Annotated in this window: 21 protein-coding genes; 13 read left to right on the top strand and 8 right to left on the bottom strand. The window is 45.4% G+C overall.

All coding sequences use genetic code 11. From position 1 onward, the window contains the following. Positions 1 to 36 precede the first annotated feature (36 nt). The 5 genes from mutL (at position 37) to LX69_RS04175 (ending at position 5,536) form a co-directional block, all read left to right on the top strand. Positions 37 to 1,932, top strand: a complete 1,896-nt coding sequence (gene mutL, locus LX69_RS04195; protein ID WP_111444677.1) for a DNA mismatch repair endonuclease MutL — start codon at positions 37 to 39, stop codon at positions 1,930 to 1,932. A gap of 57 nt (positions 1,933 to 1,989) precedes the next feature. Further along, positions 1,990 to 2,724 carry a rhomboid family intramembrane serine protease gene (locus LX69_RS04190; RefSeq protein ID WP_111444574.1) on the top strand — a complete coding sequence of 245 codons (735 nt, stop codon included), beginning with the start codon at positions 1,990 to 1,992 and terminating at the stop codon, positions 2,722 to 2,724. 159 nt (positions 2,725 to 2,883) lie between these two features. Next, positions 2,884 to 3,780 (top strand): rhomboid family protein, encoded by an 897-nt coding sequence (locus tag LX69_RS04185; protein WP_111444573.1) that lies wholly within the window; start codon positions 2,884 to 2,886, stop codon positions 3,778 to 3,780. A gap of 3 nt (positions 3,781 to 3,783) precedes the next feature. After that, positions 3,784 to 4,893 carry an endonuclease/exonuclease/phosphatase family protein gene (locus LX69_RS04180; protein WP_111444572.1) on the top strand — a complete coding sequence of 370 codons (1,110 nt, stop codon included), beginning with the start codon at positions 3,784 to 3,786 and terminating at the stop codon, positions 4,891 to 4,893. Between the two features lie 40 nt (positions 4,894 to 4,933). Next, complete coding sequence (locus LX69_RS04175; protein ID WP_111444571.1) at positions 4,934 to 5,536, top strand: acyl carrier protein phosphodiesterase; 603 nt, start codon at positions 4,934 to 4,936, stop codon at positions 5,534 to 5,536. Here LX69_RS04175 and prmC read toward each other — a convergent pair. From prmC to LX69_RS04160, 3 genes are read right to left on the bottom strand one after another with little or no spacing between them, the layout of a single operon-like run. Beyond that, positions 5,514 to 6,374 carry a peptide chain release factor N(5)-glutamine methyltransferase gene (gene prmC, locus LX69_RS04170; RefSeq protein WP_170124232.1) on the bottom strand — a complete coding sequence of 287 codons (861 nt, stop codon included), beginning with the start codon at positions 6,372 to 6,374 and terminating at the stop codon, positions 5,514 to 5,516. The two genes, LX69_RS04175 and prmC, sit on opposite strands and share 23 nt — an antisense overlap. 6 nt (positions 6,375 to 6,380) lie before the next feature. After that, entirely contained in the window at positions 6,381 to 7,226 is an 846-nt protein-coding gene (gene nadC, locus LX69_RS04165) for a carboxylating nicotinate-nucleotide diphosphorylase (RefSeq protein WP_111444569.1), read from the bottom strand. Further along, the gene (locus tag LX69_RS04160; RefSeq protein WP_170124231.1) at positions 7,219 to 7,617 is read right to left on the bottom strand and encodes a DUF4783 domain-containing protein; all 399 of its coding nucleotides are present in this window, start codon (positions 7,615 to 7,617) and stop codon (positions 7,219 to 7,221) included. The genes nadC and LX69_RS04160 overlap by 8 nt, the downstream gene beginning before the upstream one ends. A 335-nt stretch (positions 7,618 to 7,952) precedes the next feature. Between LX69_RS04160 and rlmH the strand changes: the two genes are divergently transcribed. Further along, positions 7,953 to 8,426, top strand: coding sequence for a 23S rRNA (pseudouridine(1915)-N(3))-methyltransferase RlmH (rlmH, locus tag LX69_RS04155; protein WP_111444567.1), 474 nt, complete (start codon positions 7,953 to 7,955; stop codon positions 8,424 to 8,426). Between the two features lie 18 nt (positions 8,427 to 8,444). Further along, positions 8,445 to 12,149: a sensor histidine kinase gene (locus LX69_RS04150; RefSeq protein ID WP_111444566.1), complete on the top strand. Its 3,705-nt coding sequence runs from the start codon at positions 8,445 to 8,447 to the stop codon at positions 12,147 to 12,149. Here the strand turns inward: LX69_RS04150 and LX69_RS04145 are convergent. The 5 genes from LX69_RS04145 to era form a co-directional block, all read right to left on the bottom strand. Next, positions 12,113 to 12,643 carry an RDD family protein gene (locus LX69_RS04145; RefSeq protein ID WP_111444565.1) on the bottom strand — a complete coding sequence of 177 codons (531 nt, stop codon included), beginning with the start codon at positions 12,641 to 12,643 and terminating at the stop codon, positions 12,113 to 12,115. The two genes, LX69_RS04150 and LX69_RS04145, sit on opposite strands and share 37 nt — an antisense overlap. Before the next feature lie 191 nt (positions 12,644 to 12,834). Beyond that, complete coding sequence (locus LX69_RS04140) at positions 12,835 to 13,401, bottom strand: response regulator transcription factor (protein ID WP_111444564.1); 567 nt, start codon at positions 13,399 to 13,401, stop codon at positions 12,835 to 12,837. A 10-nt stretch (positions 13,402 to 13,411) separates the two neighbouring features. After that, entirely contained in the window at positions 13,412 to 14,137 is a 726-nt protein-coding gene (locus LX69_RS04135; protein ID WP_111444563.1) for a hemerythrin domain-containing protein, read from the bottom strand. Between the two features lie 319 nt (positions 14,138 to 14,456). Next, positions 14,457 to 15,770: a ribosome biogenesis GTPase Der gene (der, locus tag LX69_RS04130; protein WP_111444562.1), complete on the bottom strand. Its 1,314-nt coding sequence runs from the start codon at positions 15,768 to 15,770 to the stop codon at positions 14,457 to 14,459. A 120-nt stretch (positions 15,771 to 15,890) separates the two neighbouring features. Further along, the gene (era, locus tag LX69_RS04125; RefSeq protein ID WP_111444561.1) at positions 15,891 to 16,772 is read right to left on the bottom strand and encodes a GTPase Era; all 882 of its coding nucleotides are present in this window, start codon (positions 16,770 to 16,772) and stop codon (positions 15,891 to 15,893) included. A 1,082-nt stretch (positions 16,773 to 17,854) separates the two neighbouring features. Here era and cysS point away from each other — a divergent pair. The 6 genes from cysS (at position 17,855) to LX69_RS04095 (ending at position 26,328) form a co-directional block, all read left to right on the top strand. Further along, positions 17,855 to 19,339: a cysteine--tRNA ligase gene (gene cysS / locus LX69_RS04120; protein WP_111444560.1), complete on the top strand. Its 1,485-nt coding sequence runs from the start codon at positions 17,855 to 17,857 to the stop codon at positions 19,337 to 19,339. Between the two features lie 302 nt (positions 19,340 to 19,641). Continuing rightward, positions 19,642 to 20,625 carry a M28 family peptidase gene (locus LX69_RS04115; RefSeq protein WP_111444559.1) on the top strand — a complete coding sequence of 328 codons (984 nt, stop codon included), beginning with the start codon at positions 19,642 to 19,644 and terminating at the stop codon, positions 20,623 to 20,625. A 123-nt stretch (positions 20,626 to 20,748) separates the two neighbouring features. Beyond that, positions 20,749 to 23,169: an SLBB domain-containing protein gene (locus LX69_RS04110; protein ID WP_111444558.1), complete on the top strand. Its 2,421-nt coding sequence runs from the start codon at positions 20,749 to 20,751 to the stop codon at positions 23,167 to 23,169. An 18-nt stretch (positions 23,170 to 23,187) separates the two neighbouring features. Beyond that, a complete protein-coding gene (locus LX69_RS04105; protein ID WP_111444557.1) occupies positions 23,188 to 24,294 on the top strand; it encodes a Wzz/FepE/Etk N-terminal domain-containing protein in 1,107 nt (368 codons plus the stop codon). Between the two features lie 28 nt (positions 24,295 to 24,322). Further along, entirely contained in the window at positions 24,323 to 25,636 is a 1,314-nt protein-coding gene (gene rfbH, locus LX69_RS04100) for a lipopolysaccharide biosynthesis protein RfbH (protein ID WP_111444556.1), read from the top strand. After that, positions 25,636 to 26,328 carry a ferredoxin--NADP reductase gene (locus LX69_RS04095; RefSeq protein WP_111444555.1) on the top strand — a complete coding sequence of 231 codons (693 nt, stop codon included), beginning with the start codon at positions 25,636 to 25,638 and terminating at the stop codon, positions 26,326 to 26,328. Before rfbH ends, LX69_RS04095 begins: the two co-directional genes overlap by 1 nt. Positions 26,329 to 26,338: the final 10 nt, after the last annotated feature.

Genomic DNA, 26,338 nt, shown 5'->3' with positions numbered 1-26,338 from the left:
GCCCAAAAAATGATTGCTGATTCACGAAGCATCACTATGTCAAATATCATCAAATTATTGCCCGATTCGGTAGCCAACCAGATTGCCGCCGGAGAGGTGGTGCAGCGTCCGGCCTCGGTGGTAAAGGAGTTGGTGGAAAATGCCGTGGATGCCGACAGTTCCTGCATCAAGGTCATCATCCGCGAAGCCGGGCGATCGCTCATTCAGGTGATTGACAACGGCAAGGGGATGAGCGAAATGGATGCCCGCATGTCGTTTGAGCGCCATGCCACGTCCAAAATTACTTCGTCAAACGATTTGTTTGCCATTCGCACCAAGGGATTCCGTGGCGAAGCGCTGGCATCCATCGCCGCAGTGGCGCAGGTTGAATTGCGTACCCGTGCTCGTGGTGAGGAGCTGGGAACCTACGTGGGGGTGGCCGGTTCAGTGTTTGATGATGCCGAAACCATCCATTGTCCCGAGGGGAGCAACTTTATGGTGAAGAACCTGTTTTTTAACGTTCCGGCACGACGCAAGTTTCTGAAAAAAAACAGCACCGAGTTTACACATATCATTAATGAATTTACGAGGGTGGCTATGGCGCATCCCGATGTTGAGTTTTCGCTGTTGCACAACGATGTGCTGGTGTATGACTTGCCTTCGACCAATTTGCGACAGCGCATCAACCACTTAATTGACAGCAAAAAAAGCACCACCGGCTTGGTGCCTGTTAACGCCGAAACGCCTTTTGTGATTGTGAGCGGTTTTGTGGGCAAGCCTGAGTCGGCTAAGAAGACCACCGGGGAGCAGTTCTTTTTTGTGAATCAGCGCTTTGTGCGTCATCCTTATCTGCATAAGGCCATTTTGGAGGCATACGACAATTTGATTCCCGGTGATGCCATTCCTTCATATTTCATCTTTATGGAGGTGAATCCCGAAGTGATTGACATCAATATCCATCCCACCAAAACTGAAATCAAGTTTGAGGACGAGCGCACCATTTGGCACACCATCAACGCTGCCGTTCGCGAAAGCCTGGGTAAGTTCAACGTGGTACCAAGCATCGATTTTGATACGGCCGGGATGCTCGACATGCCGCTGATGGAGCAAGATAATGACGATTTGGTGGTGCCCGGTATTGCCATTAATCCCACCTATAATCCCTTTGATGTGTCGAGCCAAACGCCGCGTGCTTCAGGTGGCTCATTCTCATCACGTCCATCTGCCGCAGGTTGGGACAGCCTCTACAATCATTTTGAGACGGAAACCTTTACTTCAAAAATGTTTGACGAGGAGGTTGATGCTGCTGATGAAGCGCCTTTGCCTCATGCCGAGACAGTTGTGCAGCAGCAAATTGAGCACCAGCACGCCACACCATCGGCGGTGACATCGGCATCTGCCTTCTTTCAGTTCAAGGGACGATATATCATGACGCCGGTTAAGTCGGGGCTGATGATGATTGACCAGAAGCGGGCACACGAGCGCATTTTGTTTGAGCGGTTTTTGCGGCAGATGGAAAATCACAAGTCGGCATCGCAACAAATTCTTTTTCCTGAGGTTTTAACATTTAAAGCCGAGGATGCCATGGTGCTGAGCGAATTGCTCGACGAGCTGCAAACGGTGGGCATCGATATTGACGAGAACGAAGACGGCGACTTTGAAATCAAGGGTTTGCCCGCCGACCTGGAAGGGGTGGTGGTGCGCGACATGCTCGAAACGATTATTGAGGATTACCGCAGCAGCGAATACGATGCCATGCTCGATTTGCACAAGCGGGTGGCATCGACCCTTGCGCGTAAAAGTGCCATGGATTACGGGCGTTACCTCACTGCGGTGGAGATGCAGGAGTTGTTCGATTCGCTTTTTGCTTGCGCAACGCCCAATTATTCGCCCGATGGCAAACCCATTGTGGTGATTGTGCCCAACGATGAGCTGGAGCAGCGGTTTCAGTAAGCGTGACTCAGGTTGGTTTTGATTGAATACATAATTGTGACGTAAAATATTGTTGATATGAATTTTCGTTCGTCCTTTTTGCCAAATATTTCGCCGGTGGTGAAGAATTTGCTCATCATTAACGTGTTGGCGTTTATTGCTCAGCAGGTGTTGGTAGCTTATTTCCCCATCACCGAGCGACTGGCGTTGCATTATCCTGCTGCCGAGGGTTTTGAGTCGTATCAGTTGTTTACCTACATGTTTTTGCATGCCGACTTTTCGCACCTGTTTTTCAATATGTTCCCGTTGTTTATGTTTGGAATCATGCTCGAGAATCATTGGGGTTCCAAGCGTTTTTTACTTTATTACCTGGTAACGGGCGTGGGAGCCGGTTTGGTTCAGTTCTTGGTGGCTTGGTTTTCCATTCGTCATTATGAAGGGATGCTGGATTATGAGCAAATACTGAAGGTTTATAAGGATGGGTTGTCAGTGATTCAGCAGGGAATGAATTATACGGATGTGAACATGCGTTCGCTCAATCTGGCGCTCAACGGGCAGACCATTGGTGCATCGGGGGCGGTGTTTGGAATTCTGCTTGCATTTGGGATGTTGTTTCCCGATATTCAGCTCATGTTATTGTTTCCGCCCATTCCCATTCGGGCCAAGTATTTTGTGATGATTTACGGTGCCATCGAGTTGTTTATGGGGGTGTCGAACCTGCAAGGTGACAATGTGGCGCATTGGGCTCACCTGGGGGGGATGGTGTTTGGCTTTTTCCTGATTTTGCATTGGCGCAAAAAGGGGATTTATTAATAGAGTTTTTTAATGAACACGGAGACACAGGGACACAGAGTTTTATTTTGATTTATTATATCAAGCTGATTAAGCTTTGCTCCCCCTTTGTTCAAATAAAAAATCAGATAACTCAAAAGAGTTATATAGTAGTTTAAATATTAAACGACAAATACACGTATGACCATCTGGCAGGAAATTAAGGATTCGTACAAGTGGGGGTCAGTGCTTACGCGCCTCATTTACATCAATATTGGTGTGTTTGTGTTGTTGCGCCTCATTCAGGCGTTCTTCACCTTTACCACCGGACCTTATGCCGAAAGTAGTTACCCGTTGCTGCAGTGGTTGTCGATGCCTTCCAATCCATTGTCGTTAATGGTGAAGCCCTGGACGCTGGTTTCGTACATGTTTGTACATTACCAGTTTTTACATGTGTTGTTCAATGTATTGTATCTCTATTGGTTTGGCAAATTATTTCTTGAGTTTTTAAACTCGAGGCGATTGCTCTATGTGTATTTTGGAGGTGGTATTTTGGGCGGGCTTGTTTATCTGCTGGCCTTTAATCTGGTGCCTTCGTTTTATCATTATTTCCCATCGGGACTGCTTATGGGGGCATCGGCTTCGGTGATGGCCATTTTGTTTGCGGTGGCCGCTTATGCGCCCAATCACCGTGTTTATCTCATGTTTTTTGGTGACGTGCGACTTAAATACATTGCCCTGGTGGCTGTGATCATCGATTTAATAAGCATCCCCACGCTGGATAACACCGGCGGTCATTTGGCTCACTTAGGTGGCGCTTTGTTTGGATATCTTTATGCCCGCTCCATGGCCGGTAAGCCGGTGCAGCATCGCCATAATGCTCCCGAGTGGAAAAACCCGCTGGTGGGATTGTTTAAACCGAAATCGAAAATGAAGGTGACTCATCGTCGCCCGCTCACCGACATGGAGTATAACGCCATCAAGGTGAAGCGTCAGGCTGAGGTTGACCGCATTCTCGACAAAATAAAAATGAGTGGCTACGACAGTTTGACCAAAGATGAGAAAAAGGTGCTGTTTGAAGCCAGCCAAGAACGTTGACCCATGTTGAAGAAATTTGCACATCACACGCTGACTACGCTGACCATTGTGTCGGCTATTTTGCTTGTGGGCTCAGCCATGACGGCATACGTGAGTCCCAAATACTTAAACGTGCTTGCTTTTGCCGGTTTTGGGTTTCCTCTTTTATGGCTCCTCGCATTGACGTTTATGTTTATCAATCTGTTTCGACGGAACTGGAAACGGATGGTGTTGTGTTTGTTGGTTTGTACGGCAACGTTTGGCCATTTGGCCAATCTTTATCAGTTAAAAGGGATTTGGACGGACGAATCGACAGCGGTGAAGCCGGTTCGTATCATGTCGTTTAATACCCGCATGTTCGATTATTATTCGTGGACCGGAAAGAAAGGGGTGAACGAGAAGGTGCTCGATTTCATCAATCAAAAAGACCCTGACATTGTTTGTTTTCAGGAGTTTTTTTCGAATATGAACGAGGAGTCTTATTCGGAAAATCATGTGGTGTTGCGTTTGCGCAAGTATCCCTATCGCCACATTGAATACAACGTGGTGGGGAAAAAAGGGCGCAAGTTTGGGCAAGCTACTTTTTCGAAATATCCCATAGTAGATAAAAAGTATCTTGAGTTTTCAAACACCTCAAATTTCAGCATCCAAACCGACATCAACATTCACGGGAAGGTGGTTCGGGTATTCAACAACCATCTGGAATCTGTTCGGCTTAAAACGCATGATTACAATTTCATTGATAGCATCAATAGCAAGTGGAATGATAATCACATGGCCGGGTTGCGTCTCATTGCTTGGAAGTTGCAGCATTCCTTTACGCAACGGGCAATACAAGCTGAGACCATTGCCCGACACGTCAAAAACTCGGCTTACCCGGTTATTGTGTGTGGCGATTTTAACGATACACCCGTGTCGTACGTTTACCACACCATGCTTGGCGACCTCAAGGATGCTTTTCGTCAGGCGGGCATTGGCTTTCAAGGGACTTACAACGGAAAACTACCTTCTTTTAGGATCGATTTCATTTTTCATTCCCCGGAATTCGAAGCGGTGAAATTTGGTGCATTTTCGGAGAATTTCTCAGACCATTTTCCCATTATGGCCACCATCGACTTAAAACCTGCCAAGTGAATATCACTTTGATTTATATTGGGATGATGTCCTTATTGTTATGAATTTTCTGGCACACCTTTATCTTTCAGGCTCCGACCCGGACGTGCGTTTAGGGAATTTCATGGGTGATTTTGTGAAGGGCAGTCGTTATCTCGATTATCCGCCGGGAATACGTCATGGCATTCAGTTGCATCGTCGCATCGATGCTTTTACCGATGGTCATTCCGTGGTGAAGCAGAGTATTCAGCGGATGAAGCAACCCTATGATCGTTATGCGGGGGTAGTTGTCGATTTATTTTACGATCATTTTTTGGCCGCTTTGTGGGAGAATTATCATCACCAGTCGCTTTCGGATTATGTGACCATGATTAATCGCATGTTGGTGAAAAACTATTTTCGGTTGCCTGGGGAGGTGAAACGCATTGTCCCTTTTATGGTGCAGAGCCGTCGTCTGGAGTCGTACCAAACGGTTGAAGGTATTGCCCGAGCATTGACCATTATGACTCGTCATACGTCGATGCCCGATCGTGTGGAAGCGGCCATCGTGCGGTTGCAAGATGATTATATTCCTTTGCGCGAAGAGTTTACGTTGTTTTTTGAAGCTGCCCACCAAATGAGTGTTACGGTGCTTGCCGACATTAGGGCTGCCGATGGGCTCTGAGCATGCGCTGTTTGCCTTGCAGGTCGTTTAAAATATCGATGTTAATATATCCCATCGACGTGAGCATGTTGGCTGTTTCCGTACCGTATGCCTCATTGATTTCGAAATAGAGCTTTCCCGATGGTTTGAGAATGGTTTGTGCCAGTCGGGCAATGGTACGGTAAAACAACAACGGGTCGCTATCGGGTACAAACAGCGCCAGATGCGGTTCATGTTTCAATACATTGGCGTGCATCAGTTTTTTTTCCTGTTCGCAAATATAGGGTGGATTGCTGACCACAATGTCATATTGTTCACCTTTGTCGGGATTTTGCGTCAATACATCTGTTCGGCTGAAAAGCACGTCACAGTGGTGTCTTTGGGCATTTTCGCGAGCCAGGGTCAGTGCTTTTTCCGATATGTCCCAAGCCGACACAGTGGCATGGGGTATCATCATTTTCAGGCTGATGGCAATGCACCCCGACCCGGTTCCAATGTCGAGGATGGTTGGATTTGGGCATTGGTTGTCGTTGACAATGTGGTGTACCAATTCTTCAGTTTCGGGTCGCGGGATGAGAACATCGGACGACACGCTGAAGGGACGTTCCATGAACCAAGCTTCCCCAATGAGATGTTGAATGGGACGCGCCTGTTTTAAGCCTTCCAGAATGATGCCAAATTGTTGGTTGGCATGGGGAGGGAGTGTTTCGTCAGCCGAAGTGAGTTGCTTGGTTCTGGACCATTTGCAGTAATGTTCGGCCAGCATGGATACAAATCGTCGGCACTCTTCACGCGGATAAAGGTGTGTGAGCTCATGTTCAAAAGTGGCATTCCATTGCCGGAGTGTGCATGCCGACATTCGCATTTAGCTGATGGCTTTCAGGCTCAGGTCGAGGCTCTTAATTTGATGCGTGAGTGCCCCCACCGAAACGTAATCAACGCCGCATTCGGCATAGTCGCGAATGGTGTCGAGGGTGATGTTGCCCGATGACTCGGTTTCGAAGCGTCCTGCCACGCGAGCAACAGCTTCACGCGTTTGTTCGGGAGTGAAGTTGTCGAACATAATTCGGTCAATGCCGCCAACTGTCAGTACCTGTTCCAGTTCGTCGAAATTGCGTGTTTCTACCTCAATCTTAAGAGATCGTTCGGTTTCTTTCAGGTATTTTTTTGTGGTAAGGATGGCCTTTTCAATGCCGCCGGCAAAGTCAATGTGGTTGTCCTTGAGCATAATCATGTCATACAATCCCATCCGGTGGTTGACGCCGCCGCCAATGCGCACGGCTTCTTTTTCGAGCATGCGCACGCCTGGTGTGGTTTTGCGGGTGTCAAGCACCCGTGTTTTTAGTCCTTGCAGCCGGTCGGCATAGGTGCGCGTCACGGTGGCAATGCCGCTCATGCGCTGCATGATATTGAGTACCAGTCGTTCCGATTTGAGTAGGGAATGCACTTTGCCTTCAACGGTAAAGGCGATATCCCCGGGATTAACAGAGGTGCCGTCGGCAATTAATTTCTTGAATTTGACAAATGGGTCGATGCGTCCAAATACCATTTGAGCCAGATCAACGCCGGCAAGTATTCCTGTTTCTTTAACCAACAGGTGCATGCGACCGGTGGCTTCTTCGGGGATACAGGCCAATGAGGAGTGGTCGCCGTCGCCAATGTCCTCACGAACGGCAAAATCGATGATTTGAGCCAGAATTTCTTTATTCATCTTGGTTTTCGATGCGTAATTGATGGATGGTAACACTGCTGCCTCCTTCTTTGACCAAAAAGTAAAAGCGGAGGTTTTTGCCTCTGGTTTTATATTTTCCAATGGCAAATGATGAGTTGTCGCGCTCGCCCTGGTGGATGATGCTGAATTCATCGCAGGGCGAAGAAGCAAAAAAGTTTTTGATGATTTGCTCGGCTTGCGATTTGCTGAATACGCCAGAGTTGCCGGGAAGAACCAGCTCAACTTTATCGTTAAAATATTGAGACAATGTGCGACTGTCGGCATTACGAGTGGCGTTGGTTACCGCATCGGGGAATTTTCCGCGCTGTGCCACGGCCAGGCTGCTCACAGTCATGAGCAGGGCGATGATGATGTGTTTTAGCAGGTTCATTTCTTTCATTTTTAGTAAGAAACCATGGCCAATGGCGTTGGCTGGTCGGGTTTTCGGTGTCGGGTTGTTGAAATTTTGGGTTCTTTCGTGCCGAAAGATAACATTTTGTTTGCAAAATTGCTGCATGGTTTCTTTTCCGATTTCTATTTGTACTTTTATCCAACCGTTAATTTGGGTGGAGTGATGATGTTTGATAGCAAATATCAATCCATTTTTTTCAATTGCGGGTGTTTGATGATTTTAGCGAGGCTAAACCGGGTGGTTGGAATGGTAAATCGCTAAGGGAAATGAATTTGTGATAGCCGTGACTGTTCGATAAATGATAAGCGAAACGCATGAAAGTGACATTGATTTGGATTGGGAAAACTGTGGAGCCCTGGCTTCAGGCGGGCATTGATGAATATACGGGCAGGTTGAAGCATTATTTGCCGTTTGAAATCAAGGAAATTGCATCGGTGAAAAACGCCAAAAACCTTGATGAATCACAGCTTAAACAAAAGGAAGGTGAACTTATTTTATCGGCCTTGCAGCCCGGTGACCATCTGGTATTGCTCGATGAAAACGGGAAACAACCATCGTCGCGTGAATTTTCGACCATCATTGATAAGCATCAACATGGCATGGTCAAGCGGTTGGTGTTTGTGATTGGGGGGGCTTACGGTTTCTCGGATGCGGTGTATGCAGCGGCGAATTCCAAGATGTCGCTTTCGCGCATGACATTTTCCCATCAAATGGTTCGCGTGATTTTTACCGAGCAGCTCTATCGCGCCATGACCATTCTGAAGGGTGAGCCCTATCATCATGATTGATAGTAATATATATAGCTTATGAGTCGTCGCTTTGTGTCAGCTTTTTGGGATATGGTCAGGTCGTTTTTCCGGTGCAAAGGCTTGGTGGTGCTGTGGCTATTGTTATTGACGGGCGTGGTGACCTGCGAATGGATGTATCGACACATCAATGCCCGTGAGCATCAGCAGACATTCTTCAGGGAACAATTGATGCGTGAGGTGTATGCCTTGGACGTACGTACCCGCCAGGTTGCTGATCAGTTAACATCCTCAAAAGAAGAGATTTGGCGGCTGATGTTGGACAATGGCGATTTGCCATATCAGTTTGTGGTTTATTCTGATACGGTTGCTCTGGCTTGGAGTGCACAGCGTGTGTCGGTTGAGGGTTCCGATTTGACAGATTTTGAAGTTTCCCCGGTTCGATTGGCCAATGGATGGTATTTGTCATCGGTGGTTCGTCGTGGCAACTTGGCTATTGTGGGGTTGTTGTTGCTGAAGTCGGAATATCCCTATCAGAACCCTTATTTGGTCAATCATTTCAATCCTGTATTCCGATTAGGTGATGGCTATGATATTTCCTTCGACCGAAGCAGCGGAGGTATGGAGATGCGGAGTCATGAGGGGAAGTATCTTTTTTCGTTGATCGATCGGGTTGGTCATGCTCACATCTCGTGGATTGCAAGGGTTGGGGCGATTTTTTTGCTGCTGTGGCTTGTTGTTGGCGGGGTGTTGATGGTTTTCATTATTCGGAACTCAGTTTATCGAGGGCGATGGTTGTTGGTCATCTTTGGGCTGGGGTTTTTGATCTATTATCTTTTTTTTGTGTCGGGTGTTTATACCGGATTGTCTAATGTTTCCTTGTTTTCGCCTGTTTGGTTTGCATATTCGGCATGGTTTGCCTCGGTCGGCTCCTTGGGTATCGCGGTGATGCTTGGGGTGTTTTTTGTGTGGTGTTCTTGTTTCTTTTTTCGATGGCCGCGCAGTTTGGTAAGGCATCGGATATGGTTACGAGTCTTTGCCTGGTTGTTGTTGATGGGGATGTTGTGGTTGATGAACTGGGTGATGCAGGTTCTTGTTGATCATTCGCCTGATGTGTTCATGTTTATGCACCTGTCTGATTTTGGTGCGGTTTCGGTGGTTAAAATGGGCATTGTATTTATGCTGATGCTTGGCTTTACCCTGTTTGGGTATCGTTTGATGCCTTTGCTTTTCTATCGACGAAGGTTGTTCCCATTTGTAGTATCCGTGGTTGCATCAGCGTTGTTATATCAGATTCTACAGGTTACGGCTGGAAGATTCAATCATTGGGATGCCTCGTTATTCATGGTGTTGATGATTGGCACCATTGGGTGGATGTACCATCGGCGGATGGTTTCTTTTACGTTTCGTCATTTGGTTTGGTTATTGCTTATTGCAGATATTTTTGCCGTGGTACGCATTTATCATTTTAACGGCGTGAAGGAGCAGTCCAACCGTCTTTTTCTGATTGACATGCTGGCAGGCAACATGACGGGTGAGCAGGATGCGGTGGCCGAGATGTATCTGTCAGATATGGAAGAGCGTATTGCTACCGATGGCAATATCAGGGGCATGATTGCCGAAGGGGATATATTTGATGAGGAATTGAAGCAATATCTGATCAAGAACTATTTTTATGGGTATTTGGGGCGTTACGATATTCAAGTGGTGCCATGTTGGCCGGGAGCTGAATTGTATGTCGACGGGAGCGATCAAACCGTGGATTGTTACCGGTATTTTAGCGACATGTTGTTGCAATTTGGTGATTCGATATCGGGATGTCGGCATTTTTATTTGTTGAAGAAAGATAATGGGCAGGTCAATTATTTTGGGATGTTTGACTATTTCAAGGGTCAGCCGGGCCTTGAATTGTCGGTATATGTTGAACTCACCTCCAAGCCTTATTTTGAGGGGCCGGGTTACCCTGAATTGCTTTTGAGTGACAAAGATCGTGTGCGTTTTGATTTGATGAAAGGATATTCGTATGCCGGATATGTGAACGGGAAGCTGGTGAAACGCAGCGGGAATTATTTATACGACCTCAAGCTCTTGTCCGATAGTTTGGTACAGGGCGATAAGCAGTGGACGTATACGGGAGGTTATTCGCATCTCACCTATGCTTACCGTCAGGGGGCTGCGGTCATTATTAGTTGCCCTCAAATAACGCTTTCGAACTTGTTGTTTGCCTTCTCGCTTTTCTTTGTGGTATTTTGGATTCTTGCAACAGTTCTGATCGCGCTTAATCGATTGATGCATCGTTCGGCCGAGCCTTATTCCATTCGTCAGCGCATCCAAATATCCATGATTTCCTTCATGGTCATTCTTTTGATGGTGGTGGGTGTAAGCACGGTCTTGTACACATCGTGGCAGTTTCGTCGTAAGAACAGCGACATGCTGTCGCAACGGCTCAAATCGGTGATGCTTGGGATGGAGCAGAAAGTGGGTAGCGAGTCGGCCTTGACAGACGACATGGCCGGGTATCTCAACTATCTGTTACAGAATTTTTCTAACGTATTTTATAGCGATATCAATTTGTATGGATTGGATGGTCAATTGTTGGCCACGTCACGCCCCGAGTTGTACCGACGCGGGATCATTGGCAATCTGATGGATCCCAATGCTTACGAGTCGTTGAAATATCGCGGGGTTCGAGAGTTTGTGCATCAGGAGTCTATTGGAGGGCTGATGTTTACATCGGCCTATGTGCCGCTATTGAATCAACGCAACGAGGTGTTGGCTTATTTGAATCTCCCCTATTTTGTGGGTTCCAACGAGTTGCGTGATGAGATTTCGTCCATTCTGGTGGCCATTATCAATGCATATCTTGTGTTTGTGTTGCTGGCTATTGGCATGGCGTTGATTGCTTCGCGACAGATTACAAGGCCATTGTCGTTAATTCGACATCGATTGAGCCAAACACGATTGGGTCTTAAGAACGAGAAGATTGTTTACGCCGGAACCGATGAAATAGGTCATTTGGTGGATACCTATAACCGCATGGTGGACGAATTGGCATTGAGTGCCGAAAAGCTGGCACGTTCGGAGCGCGAATTGGCCTGGCGTGAAATGGCCAAGCAAGTCGCCCACGAAATCAAAAACCCGCTAACGCCCATGCAACTCAGTGTGCAGTATCTTCAAAAAGCGTGGCGTGACCAAGTCCCCGATTTCGACAGTTTCATTCAGCGGGTCACCCGGACGCTCATCGAGCAGATTCAGCAGTTGTCGGTTATTGCCAATGAGTTTTCACATTTTGCCAAGATGCCGGTGGCGCGTCGTGAGCCCATCGCATTGGTTGATAAATTGATGAATACGGTTTCGCTTTATCAGCAGTCATCCGATGTGACCATTCGGGTTGATGTAAAGGTCGATGCCGGAGTGAAGGTGTTGATGGATGGTGAGCAACTGCTGAGTGTGTTCAATAATCTCATCAAGAATGGCATTCAAGCCATTCCCGAAGGGCGTGCCGGTGTCATTGATATTACAGTGAAACGTGAAGGCGCCCAATTGGTGATGTCGTTTCGCGATAATGGGAAGGGTATTCCCGAATCGTTGCGCGAAAAGATGTTCACCCCCAATTTCACTACCAAAACCAGTGGTATGGGATTGGGGCTGGCCATTGTTAAAAACATTGTTGAGAGCAGTGGAGGCGGCATTCATTATGAAACAGAAGTGGGCAGCGGCACCGTGTTTTACGTGAGGGTGCCGGTTTTCGACGACATGTCGTAGCGTTCGTCAATGACCAGTGTGCCTGCCCATTGGTCGCCCAAGCGGTCGCCATGAATGAAATAACTGTAAATATCGTACAGATTGAGTCCGGGAACAAGAATGGTGAGGTTGCGTTTGGCGGAGAGAAGATATCGGCCGGTGATGGGTTTCAAGTTCCCACGTTGCGCCACTCGCAGATGAAAAAAGCGTTTGCCGGCGCTTTTGCCTGCTAAAAAGGGGAGCGAATCGCGCAGTAACATGTATCCAACAGACAGAACCCATCCGCCAATGGGGAATAGCCAAAGCAAGAATGAGATAAGCAAGTCGAGAGCAAAGGCCGCCATTCGTCGGATGCTTTCATCGGTTTTGGCTACGGGGTGTATGTGTTCACCCACCTGCTCCCATTCGTTTTTTACCTTGCGAGCGTGTGGTGACGACCATTCAATAAATTGCTGTACAGAGTCTTGTAATTGGTCAAGGTGTGGTTTGATGCGGTCGCTATATTTATGTCTCATCTGATTGCTTTTGCGATGCAATAATAAATGGTTTTTGCATCATCGGTGCAGGAGGAGAGAAAAATTTGTAGGCCGCCGATTTCTGTTGTATTGGAGGATTGATGAGGTTTGAAAAGTGTTTAAAATCAGCTCAATGTGCATGAAACTAATGGCTTTGCATCGCGATGTTCATTCATACATCAAAACAGATCCTATGAAATGTCCTCCATCCCGATGAGTTTGTTGAGGATGGCATAGACGGTGAGACCCGACACCGTTTTGATTCCCAGTTTTTTGGTGATGTTTTTGCGGTGCGAAATCACTGTGTGGGTGCTGATAAAGAGCTGGTCGGCAATTTCTTTGTTGGTTTGCCCCAGGGCGACGTGTTTGAGAACCAGTTTTTCTCGGGGGCTGAGTTCCTCACCCTGTTCGCCATTATTGTTGGTTTTGCACAATTGGATGGCATGTTGCAGTTTTTCGGCCAGGGTCGATTTACCTTCGTACACCGATAAATGATATTGGCTGGCACCTTGTGGTAAAGGGGTGTTAAACAGGTACATAACCACGGGTTGCACTGAATTTTCGTCCAAATCTTCTTGCATGGGGATTTCAAACGATGTGTTGGCAATGATCAAATGAAGGGGATGCTCTTGGGTGTGATGCTCCAGGTCGTCGGATTTTGAGCATTCGATGATGGTTTCAATTTCAGGAAATTCTCTTAGTAAATGGATGAAACCTTTACGGATGATGTACGACGGTTCGGCCAATATGACGTTCATGGTTTGACTGTTAGATGATTCGTTGTAACTCTTTTTCCATCAATCTCACCAGGGGAGCAAGGACTTTGTTTTCCAAGTCGGTGTGGTCGTTAAGATCTTTTTCGAGATGAAAGAGATCGTGAATCAGGCTGTTGTATTTGCGACTATCAGTTGGAGGGGGCATGTATTTTATCAGGATGTTTTTAAGGTCAAACAGTTTCTCCTCAATGTCGTTGTGTTCATGCATATATCGGTCGATGTTGTACTCGCCAAATTCGGTGCTGAACTGAGGCAACAATGTTTTTTCGCGGATGCATTGGCTTAAAAGTAGAGTGTAGGGAAACACGGTACGTTCCTCCAGGTCGAGATGCGATTGAAACTCGCTGATGTATTCCCTGAAAAAGTTGAGGAGCAGCTCCGGGTTTCGAGGCGAATCGGTGAATTGTTCAATTTCGGCAATCTGTTTTTCGATGGAGGGGATGCGGTAATGCAAAAAGTCTTTGTGGGTGCTTTGCAGATAGCGAATCATGCATTCGGGCGGAAAGGTGAGCTGCTGTTCTTTAGGCACGTAATCCGAGTCGTGGCAGGCATTGGCCAGTTGAATGAAAAATGTTTCATTGACATCGTGCTCGGTGCATACCTCTCTGATGGTTTTATCCCTGAATCCCAAGGGGATGTTCAATCGCTGTATCAGAGCCAGTATTTGGATGTCTAGCATCACCAAATCGGCCATTTTCATGTCGCTGTTAATCACCATTGGAAAGAATTTTAGGGATTAGATATCAATGTTGTTAAGTTAGTGCGATTCACAATAGAGACAAGAAGATGATTAGACTAAAGACAGATAGATTAGACTGAAGAGACGAAGAGCACGGATCTAAACATCTGTTTTCATCTCATATCTGTCTCTTTGTCTGACATCTTTTTCTCTTAACTTAACCATATCGGATTTGATATGGTAAAATTACTCTTTATTTGGATTGAATCCAAAGTAGGGGCAGATTTTTTGCTTGCGATGATCGTGTATGGGAATAAAAAAAGATGTCCTCTCGGGACATCTTTTTGATAAGTGAGATTTATTTTTTTCTCATGAAAATATTCACCGGCACTCCCGTGAAATTGAACATTTCCCTGATTTTGTTTTCAAGAAATCGTTTGTAGGGGTCTTTCACGTATTGGGGCAGGTTACAGAAGAACGCAAACGAAGGTGTTGAGGTTGGCAATTGGGTGATGTACTTAATTTTGATGTACTTGCCTTTGGTGGCAGGTGGAGGAGTGGCATCCACAATGGGGAGCAGCATTTCGTTGAGTCGCGACGTGGTGATTTTTCGTTGTTTATTGTCGAACACCTCTTGTGCTGTTTCCAAGGCCTTGAATATGCGCTGTTTGGTGAGCGCCGAGATGAACAGGATGGGCACATCGGTCCATGGGGCGATGCGTTCGCGAATTACCTTTTCGAAGTCGCGGGTCGAGTTGGTGGTTTTCTCCACCAAGTCCCATTTGTTGACCAGAATGACCACGCCCTTGTTGTTCCGTTCGATGAGGTGAAATATTTTCAAGTCCTGGCTTTCCATGCCACGGGTGGCATCAATCATCAACAGGCAGACATCGGCGTTTTCGATGGCGCGAATTGAGCGCATCACCGAGTAGAATTCGAGATCTTCCTTTACCTTGGTGCGTTTGCGCATGCCGGCCGTGTCGACCAGGAAAAAGTCGTGGCCAAATTTGTTGTATCGGGTATAGATGGAATCACGGGTGGTTCCTTCGATGGGGGTGACTATGTTTCGATCTTCGCCAACGAGGGCATTTACCAGCGACGATTTACCGGCATTGGGACGTCCCACCACGGTGAATCGGGGCAAGTTGAGGGTGTCTTCCTCTTCCGTAAGCCCTGTTTTTGGAAGGTTTTCGGTGATGAAGTCGAGCAGGTCGCCGGTGCCGCTACCGTTGATACCCGAGATGGTGAACAGGTCGGGGATTCCCAGAGAATAAAAGATGGGTGCATCGGCATCGCGCGAGGCGTTGTCGACTTTGTTGACGGCCAGCACCACTTTTTTGCGTGAACGGCGCAACAATTCAGCCACGGCTTCGTCGTAATCGGTGATGCCGGAAGTGACATCCACCACAAATACGATGAGGTCAGCCTCTTCGACGGCGATGACCACTTGTTTTTTTATTTCGTCCTCAAAAAAGTCGTCGCTGTTAAAGGCATATCCCCCTGTGTCGATGATGGAGAATTCTTTGCCGTTCCACATGGCTTTGCCGTAGAGGCGGTCGCGAGTGACGCCTGCTTCTTCGTCCACGATGGCGTGGCGCGATTCGGTCAGGCGGTTAAATAAGGTAGATTTTCCTACGTTGGGGCGGCCGACGATGGCTACAATGTTTCCCATGATGGTCGTGTCTTATGTTTGTCCCTTATCTTTAAGGGGGTGCAAAAATACAATTTTGGCAATCGTTTTGCAACGGGTTTTAAAAAATTGAATCAGAATGATTTGAGAATAATTGTCAAATCACAGTTCGTAGCCGAATTTCTTGAGCATGTTGTCTTTGTCGCGCCAGTCTTTGGTGACTTTGACGTAGAGTTCGAGGAAAACTTTTTTGTCGAGGAAAGTCTCGATGTCTTTGCGGGCTTCGGTGCCCACTTTTTTGAGGGCTTTTCCCTGGTGACCGATGATGATTCCTTTTTGGGTGTCGCGAGCCACGTGAATCACGGCGCGTATGTCGGCTCGTGTGGGTGCATCGGTGAATTGTTCAATTTCAATTTCAACCGAATAGGGAATCTCTTTTTGGTAGTAGTTGAGGATTTTTTCGCGGATGATTTCGGTAACGAAAAAACGTTCGGGGCGGTCGGTGAGCGCCTCTTTGTCGAAATACGGGGGTGAATCGGGCATCAGTTCAACGATGCGGTTCATCAGGTTTTGAGTGTTAAAGCCGTGTTGAGCCGAGATGGGGAATATTTCGGCGTTAGGCAACTCAGTTTTCCAGAAGTCGAATTTGGCATCGAGTTCATCCTGAGTGGACAGGTCAATCTTGTTGATCACGAGCAGGATGGGGGCATTGCTCTTTTTGACCATGGTGAGGAATTCGTTGTTTTTGTCATATTTCTCCACCATGTCGGTCACGTAAAGCAACACGTCGGCATCGCTGAGTGCCGACTTAGAGTAGTTGAGCATCGATTCCTGCAACTTATAGTGAGGTTTCAGCACGCCCGGGGTGTCTGAAAAGATAATTTGATAGTCGTCGCTATTCACGATTCCGAAGATACGGTGGCGTGTGGTTTGCGCTTTGGCGGTGATAATGGATAGTTTTTCGCCTATTAATTTGTTCGACAGCGTAGATTTACCCACGTTGGGATTACCTACAATGTTGACGTAGCCTGCTTTGTGTGTCATTCTCATTCAAAATTTTACCGGGCAAAGATACGATAATAAAACGGGTTCGTTCAAATGGAATGATAGATGGAGATGGCATGTGAAGAGCAGGGAATGTAGAAAGAACTTTTTTTTTCTAACGCAGATGTGCCATGGCGCTGTTTTTTTGTTGTTTACAGTCACTTTTTAATAAGTCCACTTGTTTGTGTTTCATGAAGTGTTTATGTATGAGTTTTGATTGCCATATTTTGTTCAAGTTAATATTGATTTCAGTCTGATTAGTCCTTTATCCACGAATTGCACGAATTACGCTAATTTTGAGGTGCTTATAAGTATGTGATTGTGATTCAAACGTGATGGTTGGTTTGGGTGGAGAGCATTATTAGGATTGGACTTTATAATTGGGAAGGGTTATTGATTTTTTGTATTGTAAGATGTGCCGGTTTGCACTTTTTGGGAATTTTGGGAGGTGGTGAAAATCCGTCTAATAAACATAATCGTTCAGGCACTATTCATACACTATCTATGCTTTATCTATGCTTCATCTATACACCATCTATACTTAAAGGTGGGGTGATTTTTTTGGAAGCCTTGGCTGGCAAGGGATGCAGAGATGTGGGATTTGAGGGGTTAGGGTGATTTTGGATGATTTGGGTTTGAGGCGTTTGCATAAAGTGACACAGGTTTGGTGATGGCCGGATTGAAATCCAGCCTTACAAAATGGATCGAGCCTCCGGCTCTAGGTGATGATGTTGTTAGAGGTGATGATGCTTTTTTGTCCACGAATTACACGAATTGCATCAATTGAAGAAAATTGATTTGAGTGACACATGATAGATTGAGAATTGTTGCATGTAGGCTTCATTAATCGCGTGTAACTATTTATTAAAATCATGACTCAGAAAATCTTATCGGCTTCATGGTAGTTCCATCTCCTTTTTATGAATTCCAACACGAATATTTCATAATTTTGCCCACTGATTTGTTGTTTGAATAATACCAGAGTCAGAATAAACGCAAAGGCGCGAAGGCGCTGAGTTATTTTGTAGCGCCATGCGTTTAAATGACAAAGCAGATAACTCAAAATTGTTATATAGTAGTATATGAGTAATACGAAATATCGGGGAATCTTCACGGTATACAATACATTGACGCGTCAGAAGGAGCGTTTTGAGCCGTTGCATTCCGGTCATGTGGGGATGTACGTTTGTGGACCTACGGTGTATGGGGATCCACATTTGGGGCATGCACGTCCTGCCATCACGTTTGATGTTTTGTTTCGCTATTTGACGCACCTTGGTTATAAGGTTCGGTATGTTCGTAACATCACCGATGTGGGGCATTTGGAGAACGATGCTGACGAGGGTGAAGATAAAATCGCTAAAAAGGCCCGGCTTGAAGAGTTGGAGCCCATGGAGATCGCGCAGTATTATACTGATCGTTATCACACATTCATGGATCGATTGAATGTGAAGCGTCCCAGCATTGAACCCCGCGCATCGGGTCATATCATTGAACAGCTTCAGGTGGTTGAGGAAATTTTGGCCAAAGGGTATGCTTACGAGAGTCATGGTTCGGTTTATTTTGACGTTCCCAAGTACAATCGCGATTATCAGTACGGCAAGCTGTCGGGGCGTGTGTTGGACGATTTGATGAGTTCGACGCGCGATTTGGATGGTCAGGAGGAAAAACGGAGTAGTTTTGATTTTGCTTTGTGGAAGAATGCATCGCCCGAGCACATCATGCGCTGGCCATCGCGTTTTGGGGACGGTTTTCCCGGTTGGCATCTTGAATGTACGGCCATGAGTAGTAAGTATTTGGGCACTCAATTCGACATACACGGGGGGGGGATGGATTTGATGTTTCCGCATCATGAGTGTGAGATTGCTCAGGGAACCATTGCCAAAGGCCATGAGCCGGCTCGTTACTGGATGCACAATAACATGATTACCATCAATGGGCAAAAGATGGGCAAGTCGTTGGGGAACTTTATCACGCTAGAGGAGTTTTTTACCGGTTCGCACCGCTTGTTGGCATCGGCATATAGTCCCATGACCATCCGTTTTTTCATTCTTCAGGCGCATTACCGCAGTACAGTCGATTTTTCGAATGAGGCGCTTCAGGCCGCTGAAAAAGGTTTGCAGCGGTTGATGGATGCCCGGGCGACGCTTGATAAGTTAAAAACCGGTGCACATACGAATTATGACATTGATGCGTTTGAAAAGAGTTGCTACGATGCTTTGAGTGATGACTTGAACACGCCTTTGGTGATTGCCGCGCTTTTTGATGCGACCAAGGCCATCAACACCATCGCCGCCGGTCAGGCCTCGATGACGGCAGATGATTTGGTTCGGTTAAAAGGTTTGTTTGAGCGATTTATGGGTGATGTTTTGGGACTGAGCACGGAGGTAGCTTCGACAGGTGGCGACGAGAAACTTGGTGAGGTGATGCAATTGATGCTGCACTTGCGTTCAGAAGCTAAGGCCGCCAAAAACTTTGCACTCTCGGATCAGATTCGCGATGAGCTGAGCAAGTTGGGTTTTGTGATTAAGGATGGCAAAGATGGGGCGACGTGGGAGTTGAAGTGATTTAAGACTCAAGATGTAAGTATCAATATATGAGGCAATGTTGTTTCGTTTGTGTGTTTCGGATCAAAGAGAAGAAGATTATAAGACCAAAGACAGATAGACTAGACTGAAGGGACGAGGAGAACGGATTTAAACATTTGATTTCGTGCTGTATCAGTCTTATTGTCTCATGTCATGTCATTTAATCTAAACGACATTGAATCAACATTGTAGATTTGCTGATAGATTGGATGGTGCTTTTATTTTTTCATTTTGTAAGACAGTAATCACATTCCTTTTTTTATATTTTTTTGACATAGGGTATGAAGAAATTTTTTTTTGTGTTGACACTCATTGGTGCGTTGATGGTTTCGTGTCGTCCCGCATCCAAGGGGGGATCTACTTCAGTGGTTCAGACCGTGGTTGATGTGCCAGCGTTTAATGCCGATTCGGCCTATCGATATGTGGCCGAACAAGTGGCGTTTGGCCCTCGCGTGCCGAATAGTGAAGCGCATGCCCGTTGTGCCGATTATCTGGCCGCTAAGTTGCGTTCGTTTGGCGCCGAAGTGGTTGTGCAGGAAGCCGACTTGAAGGCATTTGATAACACCATTCTTCATGCCAAGAACATCATTGGACGTTTTCAGCCCGAGAAGAACAACCGTATTTTGTTGTTTGCGCACTGGGATTCGCGTCCTTTTGCCGATCATGATCCGGATCCGTCGCGACGCGATGAGCCCATTCTTGGTGCCAGTGATGGTGCCAGCGGGGTGGGGGTGTTGTTAGAGATTGCTCGTCAGTTAGGACAAACAGCTACACAAGCCGGTGTTGACATCATCTTTTTTGATGCAGAAGATTATGGAACGCCTGATCATAAGGATGTGCCTTACATGGAAGACTCGTGGTGTTTAGGAAGTCAGTATTGGGCTAAAAACCCACACGTGAAAAACTACACAGCGCAATTTGGTATTTTGCTCGATATGGTAGGGGCTAAAGATGCCACTTTTTACCTCGAACAGTATTCGATGCAGACGGCACCGCAAGTCACAAAGAAAATATGGAACACGGCAGCATCCCTGGGACATGGCCGTTATTTTGTGTTCGAGAACGGTGGCATGATTACCGACGACCATGTGTACGTGAATCGCTACACCGGCATTCCCTGTGTGGATATTATTCAGCATGACCCAACGAGTCGAACCAGTTTTGGGATTTACTGGCACACGCACGCCGATGATATGAGCATCATTAGCAGGGAGACGTTGGGTGCAGTGGGAGAGACGGTCATGAAGGTGTTGTGTGTGAATTAGAATATTTTATTTAAATATTGAACACACATTTTTTTAGACGCAACCTTTTCACTTTCTTTGCATCCTTGAAAATGTAGTGTAGAAGGGATTTTATTGGTTTATAAAATATTCAAATATAGTCAGATGGCTTTTGGAATTGGGATGAAACGATTGATTTTATTGGTTTTTTTAATTGGAGTTTTACTCCCTGTTTATTCGCAAAATAATTTTAAAGCAACCGATCCTCAATCGGTAAAAGTTGATCAATTAAGTGATGATCAAATTCGCAAGTTGATGGATCAGATTGAGAAAAATAATTTAAGCGAAGTACAGGCTGTGAATTTGGCACGCGCCAAGGGGATGACGCAAATCCAGATTGATCAGTTGAAATCGAGGATGGAGGCGCTTAAATCAGGAAAATCATCTCAAAAATCGAATGTTCGAAAAGATTCCACTTCGATGTGGCAGGATAAGCATAATTTTAATTCAGAGCGAGTGAAGATTGATTCATCGAAGGTTGACAATCGGATATTTGGTTTTCAGTTTTTCAATAATGAGAATTTGACCTTTGAGCCTAACTTGACCATTCCTGTTTCGTCCAGTTATGTGATCGGTTCGGGAGATGAATTTCAGGTTGATGTGTGGGGTCTTTCAGAGCAGAGCTACCAATTGGCGGTCGATCGTCAAGGCAATGTGGTTATTCCACAAGTTGGTGTAGTGTCGGTAGGCAATTTGACGCTTGAAGAAGCGCAACGACGTTTAATATTTAATTTTTCCAAAATTTACAGTGATTTATCATCTCCATCACCTAGTACTTTTGTTAATATCAGTTTGAGTCAGTTGAAAGCCATTAAGGTACACGTTATTGGTGAAGTATTTGTGCCAGGAAGTTATACACTGCCAGGAACTGCGAGTGCATTCAATGCGTTATATCTTTGCGGGGGACCAAATAAAAATGGTTCGTTCAGGGACATACAAATCTTACGAGACGGGAAAAAAATTGCTTCTCTGGATGTGTATGATTTTTTGATTAATGGTAATAGCAGTGTTAATGTTGCATTGCGAGATAATGATGTGATTTTGGTGCCACCTTACTTGAAGCGAGTGAAGGCGGGCGGTGAATTCAAACGTCCGGGATTATTTGAATCAAAAGAAGGAGAGACAGTTAAAGATGTACTAAACTATACAGGCGGTTTTACCGAGAATGCATATACCTCACGTATTGAATTGTATCGTAATACATCTGTTAAGAAAGAATTTAAGAACGTATTTGAAGCTGATTTTAATCATATGTTCTTGGTGAACGGCGATAGTTTGTTCGCCGGAAAAATCAGTGACCGGATAGATAATATGGTGAGTATCGATGGAGCTGTGTTTCGTCCCGGTGCGTATGAGTATGAGGAAGGGATGAGCTTGAAATCATTGATAGATATGGCAGATGGTGTCACGGAGAATGCTTTTATGAACCGTGGATTTGTTACCCGTTTAAAGCCAGATTATACTCCCTATAACTTTTCATTTGATGTAAAACGTGTACTTACAGGAGATGAGACCATTCTTTTGAAGGGGAATGATAAAATATTTATAGCATTTATTGATTCAATACGGGAGACTCAGACTGTATTTATTGGCGGAGAAGTTCTTGATGCGGGACATTATCGATACTCAGAGGGGATGACTTTGGGAGACTTGGTGATTATGTCAGGGGGGTTAAAGGAATCAGCCTCAGAATCATCAATTGAAGTGATGCGTCGTTTGCCCTACCACGAAGCAGACAAGAGCACAACAGCCACGGCACAGCTGTTTCAGTTTGCCATATCGCGAGATTTGAAGATGGATAATCAAGGTGCTAGTTTCGTGTTAGGGGTGTTTGATGAAGTGTTTGTGCGGTCAATGCCCGGTTTTAAGGGCTCCAGTTCAGCTGCCATCTATGGACATGTAATGTATGGTGGTGATTATGGTTTGTCGTCGTGGAATGAGCGCATATCCGATTTGGTGAAACGTGCCGGGGGGTTGACTTCAAATTCTTATCCCGAAGGAGCCCGATTGATTCGTAAACAAGTGATGAATAAGGAAGATTTGGCGAGGCGTGAGGATTTGATGTTAAAGGATTCGACCATTCGTTTTTCGAGTTATGATTTTGATGTGATCAGTATTGATTTGCCAAAAATTTTAGCAAATCCGGGCTGTAAAGAAGATATTTATTTGAAGGATAAGGATCTGTTGCGTATCCCATCCATTATGCAAACAGTTAAGATTTCGGGTGAGGTTTTGAATCCTTCTGCCACTGTATATACCAAAGGATGGACGACCAAAAAGTATGTGAACCGAAGTGGGGGATTTGCAGTTAATGCCAAGCAAGGAAAGACTTATGTGTTGTATCCCAATGGATCATCTTCGGCGACCAAAGGTTATTTGTTTTTTAAGAAGTATCCTAAAATTACCCCCGGAGCCGAAATTGTGGTTCCCAAGAAGCCCGAACGAGAACGAATTGGTCCTCAGGGATGGGTGGGTATCGGATCGAGTTTGGCATCCATTGCTTTGGTGATTGCCACTATTTGGTAATATTTTTTGAAGATATTTATGGAGAATCAGATCATCAAAGGAGACGAAATTGATTTGCTGGCATTGGTGAAAACTATCTGGCAGGGAAGGAAGATAATATTATACTCGGTTGTTGTATGTTTTATTATTGGGTTGGTTATCAGTTTTTCGGGTGAGAAGAAGTATCAAGCATCAGCCACAATTCTACCTTCAGCGGAGAATAAGAGTTCCGGATTGGGTGGATTGAGTTCATTGGCCGGGCTTGCCGGTGTTAACATCGGTTCGATGATGGGGCAGTCGGCTTCAGGCATTCCAGCCGATTTGTACCCGAAAGTGGTTGCCAGTGTGCCTTATTTGATGGAACTGATGCATGAGCCCTTTCGTTGGGAAAAGTATCCTCAGCCCATGAGTGTTTATGAGTTGATGGAGATTAAATCTTCTTCTTCTTCAAAGGAATCTGTTTTGATGAAGTACACTTTGCGTTTGCCCTGGACTATTAAAGATGCCATTTTAGGTAGTCCTAAAGAACAACTGTCAGTTGTTTCGGGTCGTGATTCAGTGGGATATCTCGTTCTATCACCGATTCATCGTTCGGCGATTCAGTATTTAAAAAGTGCCATGGTTGTGGAGCAGGATAAGAAAAATGATTTGGTTACTCTGCAGGTAGAAGTAAATGATCCTTTGTTGGCTGCTCAAATTGCAGATAAGGCCGTTGGTTTATTACAGAAATATGTGATTGACTATAAATCGAAGCAGGCCAAGGAGCAGTTAATGTTTATTGAGAAGCGCTATGCCGAAGTTAAGGATGAATATGAGAAGAATCGGAATCGATTGATGGATTATCGTGATAGTCACCGTAACCTGATTTCGGAACGTACCGATGTGCAATATCAAAGACTGAGTGATGATTATGATATGTCATCGTCGGTGTTCAAGGGTTTGGCACAGCAATTGGAGCAAGCCAAGATCACCGTGAAGGAGGAGACGCCGGTGTTTACGGTGTTGGAGCCGGTGGTGGTGCCGAAGGATAAGAGTGCTCCGAAGAGGGGGATGATTATGGCGGTGAGTGTGTTTTTAGGCGGCTTTTTTGGTTTAATTGGGATTTTGATCAATCATTTGATTCCATCGATAAAGAGAATATTTTAATAATAGAGTTAATTAACTGAATTTACTGATGAGCAGAGATATCAGAACCGAGATATTAGAACTTGTAAAAGAGTTTTACCAAGAGCAGAAGGTACAACAATTCATTCCCGGCAAGACAACCATTCCATTTGCAGGGCGAATTTATGACGAAGATGAAATTGTCAAATTGGTTGATTCATCGTTGGATTTTTGGCTAACCACAGGCAGATATGCCGAAGAATTTGAAGCAAAATTTGCTCAAATCATGCATCAACGCTATTGCATGCTAGTCAACTCAGGATCATCTGCCAATCTGATTGCGGTTTCTGCGTTGTTTTCTCCACTGCTTAAGTCGCAACGCATTCAACCCGGCGATGAGATCATTACCGTTGCTGCCGGTTTTCCAACGACCGTGACACCAATCATTCAAAACGGAGCTGTTCCTGTTTTTGTTGATGTGGATCTGAATACTTATAACATCAATGCCTCGCTTATCGAACAGGCCATCACATCAAAAACCAAGGCAATTGTATTGGCACACACCTTGGGGAATCCATTTGATATTGATACAGTCAAAGCAATTTGCAAGCAGCACAACCTGTTCCTTGTTGAAGATTGTTGTGACGCAGTTGGTTCAACCTATAATGGGAAAATGGTGGGTACTTTTGGAGACATTGCCACCACGAGCTTTTATCCTGCTCACCACATTACGATGGGAGAAGGTGGATCAGTATTGACGAGCAATCCTATTTTAAAACGCATCGCTACTTCGTTGCGTGACTGGGGACGTGATTGTTATTGTGATCCCGGATGTGACAATACCTGTGGCAGACGGTTCAAAGGTCAGTATGGCGACCTGCCGGTTGGATATGACCATAAATATGTATACAGCCACTTGGGATATAACTTAAAGGTAACCGACATGCAGGCTGCGGTTGGTGTTGCCCAGTTAAAGAAATTAGCAGGTTTTGTTCAGGCACGCAAGGACAACTTTAATAAATTGAAAAGCGGCTTGACCCGTTTTCAGGAATTTTTGTCATTGCCACAGGCAACCCCAAAATCCGATCCTTCGTGGTTTGGTTTTCCATTCACTGTAAAGGTCAACCCTTTTTTCAAGCGTAACGATCTGGCCAATTATCTGGAAGATCATAAAATATTGACCCGCCAGCTGTTTGCAGGCAATATGACCCGCCAGCCTGCATTTAAGGATGTAAATTATCGTGTTGCCAGTTCTCTTGATGTGACAGATCAAATCATGAGCAACACCATATTCATCGGGGTGTACCCGGGAATTGACCAACAAAAGATGGATTATATCCTCGACGTATTTGCAGAATTCTTTAAAATCAAAACCGGCATCTAATGGCAACTATCAGCAAAGCTACCGTCGTTAAGATCAATAATTATGGAGATGATGTACGCGAGTACATTTTCAAACTGGATAAATATCATTTTTTCGATCCGGGTACGTTTGTTCAATTGGCATTGGATGAACCCAAGAATAACCGTTGGCCGGAATCGCGAAATTTCAGTGTTGCTTCCTATTTGAATGATGAACAAACCATTCGTTTGGTAATTCGTCGAATTGGTGCATTCACCAATCGCATTTTTAGTGAATTGAATGTAGGAGTTGCCTGCTATATGAAATATTCGTTTGGCGATTTTCTTTTGCCATTCTTCGACAATCAATGTCCTATTATTTGTATTGCAGGAGGCACGGGTATTGCACCGTTTATTTCCTTTGTAGAATATCTGACTAAAGAGGGCGATATTTCAAGATTGCATCTTTACTATTCGGCAAAAAACAGAAAGGAATTGATTTGTTTGGATGAATTGAAAAGGCTTGTGCCATCACAAAATTTGCACATTCATCTCACACGCGAAGAAATTGCCGAACATGCTCATGGTCGGTTAACCGCCAAGCAATTGTTGTCTCAGTTTGGAGGGGATTCTACAGCCAACTATTATATCTGCGGCGGAGAAGAGTTTACACAACAATTCAAGTCTGTATTGGCACAGAATGGTGCCATAAATATCCATACCGACGAATGGTAAACCACTAATA

The organism is Breznakibacter xylanolyticus, from assembly GCF_003254275.1.
Taxonomy (GTDB): Bacteria; Bacteroidota; Bacteroidia; order Bacteroidales; family Marinilabiliaceae; genus Breznakibacter; species Breznakibacter xylanolyticus.
The sequence above is the reverse complement of the archived record's forward strand: the minus strand, read 5'-3'. Positions and strand labels throughout refer to the sequence as shown.